General features: G+C 50.1%; 7 protein-coding genes. 4 read left to right on the top strand and 3 right to left on the bottom strand.

Annotated features, from left to right (window positions below; translation table 11 throughout):
- Positions 1-111: 111 nt before the first annotated feature.
- Both ypdK and lpxP read right to left on the bottom strand, forming a co-directional pair.
- Complete coding sequence (gene ypdK / locus ACLJR2_RS22690; RefSeq protein WP_010723117.1) at positions 112-183, bottom strand: membrane protein YpdK; 72 nt, start codon at positions 181-183, stop codon at positions 112-114.
- Positions 184-585: 402 nt separating this feature from the next.
- Positions 586-1,506, bottom strand: coding sequence for a kdo(2)-lipid IV(A) palmitoleoyltransferase (gene lpxP / locus ACLJR2_RS22685; RefSeq protein ID WP_000484431.1), 921 nt, complete (start codon positions 1,504-1,506; stop codon positions 586-588).
- A 521-nt stretch (positions 1,507-2,027) separates the two neighbouring features.
- Between lpxP and ACLJR2_RS22680 the strand changes: the two genes are divergently transcribed.
- Complete coding sequence (locus ACLJR2_RS22680) at positions 2,028-2,270, top strand: YfdY family protein (RefSeq protein ID WP_000639889.1); 243 nt, start codon at positions 2,028-2,030, stop codon at positions 2,268-2,270.
- A 238-nt stretch (positions 2,271-2,508) separates the two neighbouring features.
- Here the strand turns inward: ACLJR2_RS22680 and pgtP are convergent, their stop codons facing one another.
- Complete coding sequence (gene pgtP / locus ACLJR2_RS22675) at positions 2,509-3,900, bottom strand: phosphoglycerate transporter PgtP (protein ID WP_000955739.1); 1,392 nt, start codon at positions 3,898-3,900, stop codon at positions 2,509-2,511.
- Between the two features lie 435 nt (positions 3,901-4,335).
- Between pgtP and pgtC the strand changes: the two genes are divergently transcribed.
- The 3 genes from pgtC to pgtA are packed head-to-tail and all read left to right on the top strand — an operon-like array spanning position 4,336 to position 8,769.
- Positions 4,336-5,529, top strand: coding sequence for a phosphoglycerate transport regulator PgtC (pgtC, locus tag ACLJR2_RS22670; RefSeq protein WP_000467985.1), 1,194 nt, complete (start codon positions 4,336-4,338; stop codon positions 5,527-5,529).
- Positions 5,526-7,532 (top strand): two-component system sensor histidine kinase PgtB, encoded by a 2,007-nt coding sequence (gene pgtB, locus ACLJR2_RS22665; protein WP_000678493.1) that lies wholly within the window; start codon positions 5,526-5,528, stop codon positions 7,530-7,532. The genes pgtC and pgtB overlap by 4 nt, the downstream gene beginning before the upstream one ends.
- Positions 7,522-8,769 (top strand): two-component system response regulator PgtA, encoded by a 1,248-nt coding sequence (gene pgtA / locus ACLJR2_RS22660; protein ID WP_000930845.1) that lies wholly within the window; start codon positions 7,522-7,524, stop codon positions 8,767-8,769. The genes pgtB and pgtA overlap by 11 nt, the downstream gene beginning before the upstream one ends.
- The last annotated feature ends 127 nt before the right edge of the window (positions 8,770-8,896 follow it).

Raw genomic sequence — 8,896 nt, 5'->3', positions numbered from 1 at the left:
TGCAAATGTCAGATCGTATGCGCCTGTTAGGGCGCGGCTGGTAAGAGAGCCTTACAGGCGCATCAGAAAAACCTCCGGCTATGCCGGAGGATATTTATTTGCATTGTACTTTTAAATCATCAGGGCGAAAGTACCGGCCCAAACGATGACCATAAATGAAATGCCCATAAAGAAATATTTCACGTTTCATCTCTCCGCGTACCTGTCGTACGCCTAAATGAACTTACACTTACCTGATTATAGAGAGTTGATGCCGGACAACACGAAATTGAGAATTATTCGTGTTTCGACCGCCTGCATCACCTCAGAATTCTGCGCGTCATCGCTCCAGACGGCGCTAATGTACGCCTAAAAATGAGGTGAAACAAGAGGCATTTTCTTATTTACTTTTAGTAACTTACAAGTGTCGGGAATCGGCGACAGTTTAATTTCTGACAGTGATGAATCGCTATTGAGCGACGCCGCCGACACAGTAAAAAATCGCCTGTAAACAGGAGACTTATCGCTAAAAGCAGGAATGAGTAATTTACGATATGAATATTATGACAATGCGAAATGCCAAAATAAAAGGCCTTGCGGCCTTTTTCAGATGTAGAGTGACGCTTCTCCCAACGGGCGAGTCTTGAAACGGCGATGAATCCAGAGATATTGCTCCGGGGCGCGCATGATCTCTTTCTCAATAATTTTATTCATATAGGCAGCGGCTTGATTTTCATCTGCCGGGTAACCTTCCATTTCAGGGGTAATATACAGACGATAACCCGAGTTATCGGATTTCCTTACCATTGTAACGGTCAACATGGCGGCGCCAGACAGCCTGGACAGTACATAGGTGCCGTTGGTGGTGGCGACGTTTTCAACCGCGAAAAATGGCGCAAAGGAGCTGCCTTTAGGGCCGTAGTCCTGGTCGGGAGCAAACCAAACGGCTTCCCCTTTTTTTAGCGCGCCCACAATGCCGCGCAGATTGTTTCTGCCGATCATCGCTTTATTTGAGCGCATACGACCGCGCGTCTGCACCCACTCCATGAGCGGATTGTTATGCGGGCGATAGGTCGCCATCATCGGCTGGCAGAGACCCATTACCCGGCCTCCCAATTCCAGCGACATAAAATGCACGCCAACGACCATTACGCCGCGATTTTGCGCCTGCGCACGGGTAAGGTTGTCCAGCCCGTCCACATCAAACCATTTGCGAACCCGGCTATCAGGCCAGAACCAGGCCATGCCCGTTTCAAGCAGCGCCATGCCAAGAGAGTGGAAATTCTCGGCGATCAGTTTTTCCCTTTCTTCCCGGGAGAGGGTCGGAAAACAGAGTTCAATATTTTTCTGGGCGATCGACTCACGTCGCTTCAGGAAGGGGCGCGCCAGCTTACCGGTGCGGGTGCCCAGAAAACGTAAAACCGGGTAGGGAAGCTGCACCAGTAACCAGAGGACGCCAACGCCAAACCACGTCAGCCAGTAGCGCGGGTGCAAAAACGCGCGTGAAAATTTGCTTTGAGGAAACATAAAATACCTTCTGTAGATACGAAAATAATGTATCGCAGAAGAGTCATTATCCGCAGCGGTACACTCTGAAATACGCATCATCCTTCAAGTTGCGTTCGCTTATCCGAAGCACTTACTTGAGTAAGCTCATCAGGGTAACTTGAATGATTTACGTATAGTTAGGCCATCATGTACGACAATGGTTCCCGTAAGGAGTGTAAAACTAAGTCAGTACTAAACCACGAGGGCATGAACGCCAGGCAGGCTAATGTACCACCAGTTATTTACTCGCGCCCAGAAATTCTTTATCAAGAAGCGTAAATATTTCTTCCGTAGCAAAAATAAGCTAATCATTATTTTTAATGCATTGTTTTTACAGTAATAATTTTATTTCAGACGAAGGTCATTGAAAAATGATTAGAAAAATAAAATGTGAGATAAATGTTATGGAAATGACGTGCTGATAAGGTTTATCTTAAAGGAGAAGTGAGAGGGACCGTAAGGCTATATGGAAGCCTTGCCATAGACAGGAGGTATTATAGATGATCTATTTATGGACATTTCTTGCAATAAGTATACTTGCCGTGAGTGGCTATATCGGTCAGGTGATGGGGGCTTTTTCTGCGGTTTCTTCTTTTACGGGAATGGTTATCCTTGCCGCGCTGATTTATTTACTCAATGTATGGCTGCAGGATGGCGATGACATCGTTAGCGGATTATTGCTTTTTCTCGCACCGGCATGTGGGTTAATTATTCGCTTTATGGTGGGATACGGTAAGCGTTAGTCAGTACATACCCTTCATACTTCAAGTGGCTTATGTGTTGGCTATGGATTACTCGGCCCATTCATGGGCCTCGCCCTGACGGGACGTCGCTCACCCCAGTCACATCGTTATCTATGCTCCCGGGGACTCACTCCCTTGCCGCCTTTAAGCAACTCGAATTATTTTGGGTATACACGATGTCAGCGAATAGATAGCGCCGACAATGTCGGCGCTTCTGTTCCCCGGGAAGGCTAATCGTTTATTGTGCGTCCGCAAGCTGCAGTGAGTCCTGATTATGTAACGCATTCTGGCGCTGGCGTTCCAGTTCCAGCGCGCCGCGATGGGAGAGGTAACAGAATAGAATGCAGCACACGATGCCGCCCATCAGAAGATAAAATCCGCCGTACCAGCCAAGTTTATCCACCATTACACCAAACAGGCTGGTGCCCAACGAGGCGCCGAAAATATAGCTCATGAACCCACGTAAACCGACGGCGGAACCTACGGCAAAGCTGGGGACTATCTCCATTGTCTGTACGGACGCAAGGAACTGCGGGACGTAAATCAGACAACCTACAATGGCGGCGAAAATCGTTACCATCAGCAAAGATTCACTTTTCCAGTATCCGATCAGACAGACAAAAATCAGCGCCATGCAAATCATGGCTAACGGCATTCTGCGGCCCTTAAACAGTTTATCTGACAGCCAGCCTGCCAGTAGCGTGGAAGGAATCGCCGCCCACTCGAAAAAGAGAAACGCGACGCTCATCTGTTCTTTTGAAAAGTGTTTTACTGTCAACAGATAGATAGGCAACCAGCTAATCATGCCAAACCGCACCATATAGACGAAGACATCCACCAGCGAAATATACCAGGCATTTTTATTGCGCAGCACATAAGTACAGAAGATTTGCCATGCGCTCATATTTTCCGGCGCTTTTGCCGTATTCTTCGTTTTCAGTACGACTTTTTCTTCCGGCATCATCTGTTCCAGTGAGGGAAGACCTTCTTCGCGTGGCGAACCTTTTCCCAAGACCAGAACAATTAAGGCAAAAATGACGGCGACGCAGGCCGGAACGATATAACTGGCGCTTTGCCAGTGTTCGTTGCCCAATATCGCAAAAGCCGCACCGACGATAGGCGCGACGATCCCGCCGCCAACGTTATGCGAGATATTCCAGAAGGCGCCTACGCGTCCGCGCTCCCGACGAGGGAACCAGTTTGCAATAGTAATAAACGAGGGGCCGACGCCCATGCCCTGAAAAAGGCCATTGAAGACCACCAGAGCGGCAAATATCCAGAATGCGCTACTGAATCCCAGCCCAACGTTAACAATCGCGCAGAGTACCAGACCGCACGCCATGAAGACTTTTGGGCTGGCTTTATCCGCCAGACTGCTCATTACGCCTTTACTGATTCCGTAAGCAATAAGCATACAGCTACTCAGCAGGCCGATTTGCGTAGCGCTGAGATCCAATTGCTCTTTTAAATAAGGCGTCGATAATGTGAAATTGTTTCTGACTATATAGTAAGCGAGATATCCCAGAAATACGCTTAACAATGCCTGTATACGATATCGACCATACGTAGCCTGGACTTTTTCCGGTGGGACTTTATGCGCCGATTGCCCTGTTTTTAATATTGTTAACATGGAGTCACCTGTATTTTATAGTGAGATGAACATCAGGAGGTTTTGTCGGTAGAGTGAAAGGAGTGACAATAAAATTCAAGTCGAAGAAATGTGTCAAAATTGACTCAATTGGGTGAATTTAAAGGTTATTTTTGACCCATCCTGAAGGGTGTGGTGAAACTTTAATTATTGGCATGGCCGTTTTATCGTTAGCATGTGCGGATATTAACAAATTTGCTGCCAGTGATCTGATACGCTTTATTGATGTTTTCGGGCGACGGACCCGTTATTATTCAAATAACGTTGTTCTGGATGCCAACAGAAATAAAAGGGTAAGTTTTGTCTCAATATTTTCTTTATGTGATATCGATATTTATGAACGGGATCACAAATCGACTTTTCTCATGCTGTAGTCGTTTCGCCAGAGTGGGCGCTTTTACGCTATGGCTGGCGGCGATGTTCGGTTCTTGCCAGGCGTACAGCCGCGAGCTGGTGATGGCAACGACCTTTTCACCCAGCGCGACCGCCTGGATTATCCAGCGCTGGCAGACGGAGCCGGGTTCCGTCATGATTCGTACGCTCAACCGTACCAGCGGTTCTTTAGAGCAATTACTTGATACGGCGAATGCGGAAAATGTCGATCTGATCCTGACGTCATCCCCCATGCTGTTGCAACACCTTCAGGAGCACCAAAAGCTGGCGCTATTGGATAGCGCGCCTGCCGCCAGCCAGAAGCTGGTGCCGCGTTCTATCCGCTCAACTTCAGTGGCGGTAGCGGTATCCGGATTTGGGCTATTGATCAATCGTTCAGCGCTCGCTGCGCGCCATCTTCCGCCGCCTGCCGACTGGCAGGATATGGGCCTGCCCAGTTACCAGGGCGCTCTATTAATGAGCAGTCCGTCACGCTCAGACACGAATCATTTGATGGTGGAGTCGCTGTTGCAGCAAAAAGGCTGGACGGCAGGGTGGGCGACGCTGCTGGCAATCTCGGGTAATCTGGTCACGATTTCCTCTCGCAGTTTCGGCGTAGCGGATAAAATCAAAAGCGGGCTTGGCGTTGCCGGGCCGGTCATTGATAACTATGCTAATTTGCTACTTAACGATCCTAATCTTACTTTTACCTATTTCCCGTATTCTGCGGTGTCGCCCACTTACGTCGCGGTGTTGAAAAACAGCCGTCATGCAGACGAAGCGCGTGCTTTTATTCATTACTTATTAAGTCCGAAAGGGCAAAGGATACTGGCTGACGCGAATACCGGTAAGTATCCCGTCGCACCGCTTAGCGCCGATAATCCTCGCGCCGCGCAACAACAGCGTTTGATGGCCCAGCCGCCGTTGAACTATCGTCTGATCCTGAAGCGTCAGCAACTGGTACAACGCATGTTTGATACCGCGATCAGTTTTCGTCTTGCGCAGCTTAAAGATGCATGGCGAGCGTTGCACAGCGCAGAAACGCGGCTTAAACGCCCCTTACCTGAAATCAGAGCCTTATTGACCAGCGTCCCGGTGGATGCGGCAAGCAGCGAAGATGAAACCTGGCTGGCGCAGTTTGATAATAAAAGCTTTGCCGAACAAAAAATGATGGAGTGGCAGATCTGGTTTCTGAACAATCAGCGGCTGGCGATTCACAAACTGGAAGAGCTGAAATGAAGGGGAGATTATTGCAACGGCTTCGTCAGCTCAGTATCAGCAACAGTTTACGGGGTGCATTTTTAACGGGCGCATTACTGACGCTGATTGTCAGTATGGTCAGCCTTTATTCCTGGCATGAGCAAAGTTCGCAGGTTCGCTATTCGCTTGATGAATATTTTCCTCGCATCCACTCCGCTTTTTTAATTGAGGGGAACCTGAATCTGGCCGTGGATCAGCTCAATGAATTTTTGCTGGCGCCGAACACGACGGTACGTTTGCAGTTACGTACGCAGATTATTCAGCATCTGGATAAGATTGAGCGTCTCAGTCAGGGGCTTCAGCTTGCTGAACGCCGGCAACTGGCCGTCATTTTACAGGATAGCCGGACCTTGCTGGCGGAGCTGGACAACGCCCTCTACAACATGTTTTTGGTGCGGGAGAAAGTCAGCGAGCTTTCCGCTCGCATTGACTGGCTCCATGATGATTTCACCACGGAGCTAAATTCGCTGGTACAGGATTTTACCTGGCAGCAGGGGACGCTACTCGATCAAATTGAGGCGAATCAGGGCGACGCGGCGCAGTACTTGCAACGTTCGCGCGAAGTGCAGAACGAGCAGCAGCAGGTATATACCCTGGCGCGAATTGAAAATCAGATTGTTGACGACCTGCGCGACAGATTGAATGAGCTCAAGTCTGGCAATAATGACGGGATGCTGGTAGAGACCCATATTCGCTATCTGGAAAACCTAAAAAAAACGGCGGATGAGAATATTCGTGCGCTGGATGACTGGCCCAGTACGATCACGCTGCGGCAAACCATAGACGAACTATTGGAAATCGGGATGGTAAAAAATAAGATGCCCGATACCATGCGCGATTATGTTGCGGCGCAAAAAGCCTTACTGGACGCCAGCCGCGCCAGAGAGGCTACGCTAGGGCGCTTTCGCACGCTGCTTGAGGCGCAGTTAGGTAGTAGTCACCAGCAAATGCAGACGTTCAATCAACGCCTGGAACAGATTGTCCGCGTTAGCGGCGGGCTTATTTTAGTGGCAACGCTCCTGGCGTTGCTGCTGGCCTGGGGACTCAACCACTATTTTATCCGTTCCCGGCTGGTAAAGCGTTTTACCGCGCTTAATCAGGCTGTGGTACAGATAGGGCTGGGGAGAACCGACTCGACTATCCCGGTTTACGGGCGCGATGAGCTAGGACGGATAGCCCGTTTGCTACGTCATACGCTGGGCCAGCTCAATATGCAACGCAGGCAGCTTGAACAAGAGGTCGCCGAGCGCAAAGAGATAGAAGCCGACCTGCGCGCCATGCAGGATGAGTTAATTCAGACGGCGAAACTGGCGGTAGTCGGCCAGACCATGACCACGCTGGCGCATGAAATTAACCAGCCGCTGAATGCGCTTTCAATGTATTTATTTACGGCGGGACGCGCGATTGAACAAGGTCAGAGCGGACAGGCGAGAAATACGCTCACCAAAGCGGAAGGGCTCATTAACCGGATTGACGCCATTATCCGTTCGCTGCGGCAGTTTACCCGCCGGGCGGAGCTGGAAACGCCATTGTATCCCGTTGATCTGCGCCAAACCTTCGTGGCGGCATGGGAGTTATTAGCCATGCGCCACCAATCCCGGCAGGGAGCGCTTTCACTGCCAACCGACACCGTATGGGTTAGCGGCGATGAAGTGCGTATTCAGCAGGTTCTGGTGAATGTGCTGGCGAATGCGCTTGACGCCTGTTCGCATGATGCGGCGATCGCGGTGACGTGGCAGACGCAGGGAGAGGCGCTGGAGGTTTATATTGCAGATAACGGTCCTGGCTGGCCTGTGGCGCTGTTGCCCTCTTTACTCAAGCCGTTTACCACCAGTAAAGCTGTCGGGTTGGGTATTGGGCTGTCGATTAGCGTGTCGCTGATGGCGCAAATGAAGGGCGATCTGCGTCTGGCGTCGACGCTGACGCGTAACGCTTGCGTAGTGCTGCAATTCTCGGTAACGGATGTCGATGATGTTGAATGATGAATGTTCTATTTTGCTGATTGATGATGACGTTGATGTACTTGACGCCTATACCCAAATGCTTGAGCAGGCAGGCTACCGCGTGCGTGGCTTTACCCATCCTTTCGAGGCCAAAGAGTGGGTAAAAGCGGATTGGGAGGGGATCGTTTTGAGCGATGTGTGTATGCCGGGGTGTTCCGGTATCGATCTTATGACGCTGTTTCATCAGGATGACGATCAACTGCCAATCTTATTGATTACCGGACATGGCGATGTACCGATGGCGGTTGATGCGGTGAAAAAGGGCGCCTGGGATTTTCTGCAAAAACCCGTCGATCCGGGCAAGCTGTTGATATTAATTGAAGACGCGCTACGCCAGCGCCGGTCGGTCATTGCACGGCGGCAATATTGCCAGCAGACGTTACAGGTTGAACTGATTGGGCGCAGCGAGTGGATGAATCAGTTTCGACAACGGTTACAACAACTGGCGGAAACGGACATTGCCGTATGGTTTTACGGTGAGCATGGCACTGGACGTATGACTGGCGCCCGTTATCTCCATCAACTGGGGCGTAACGCGAAAGGGCCGTTTGTACGCTATGAACTCACGCCGGAGAATGCCGGGCAGTTGGAGACATTCATCGACCAGGCGCAAGGAGGTACGCTGGTGTTGAGTCATCCCGAATATCTGACACGCGAACAGCAGCACCATCTGGCGCGTTTACAAAGCCTGGAGCATCGGCCTTTTCGTTTGGTGGGCGTTGGCAGCGCTTCGCTGGTGGAGCAGGCGGCAGCTAACCAGATTGCGGCCGAGCTTTACTACTGTTTCGCCATGACCCAAATCGCCTGCCAGTCTCTTTCTCAGCGACCGGATGATATTGAGCCGTTATTTCGCCATTATCTTCGAAAAGCCTGCCTGCGGCTCAATCATCCAGTGCCGGAAATAGCGGGGGAATTACTGAAAGGAATAATGCGACGCGTCTGGCCAAGCAATGTGCGCGAACTGGCTAATGCGGCAGAGCTTTTTGCTGTTGGCGTGCTGCCGCTGGCGGAAACGGTCAACCCGCAGTTGCTTCTTCAGGAGCCGACCCCGCTTGACCGGCGCGTTGAAGAGTATGAGCGACAAATTATTACCGAAGCATTAAATATTCATCAGGGACGAATTAATGAAGTGGCGGAGTATCTGCAAATTCCCCGTAAAAAACTTTATCTGCGCATGAAAAAATATGGTCTAAGTAAAGAGCATTATAAATTCTGATATTACAGTTACTTTCAATCTGGCTGACAACAACAGCAACGATGTCGTTAGCCAGATAACGTCACATCACCGTAATGGTAAATCATTCCATCATGATTATAGATTGCTTATTATTCACCTGAGCATC

Origin of the sequence: Salmonella sp. SAL03688, assembly GCF_046551895.1 — a bacterium.
GTDB classification, from domain to species: Bacteria; Pseudomonadota; Gammaproteobacteria; order Enterobacterales; family Enterobacteriaceae; genus Salmonella; species Salmonella enterica.
The sequence above is the reverse complement of the archived record's forward strand: the minus strand, read 5'-3'. Positions and strand labels throughout refer to the sequence as shown.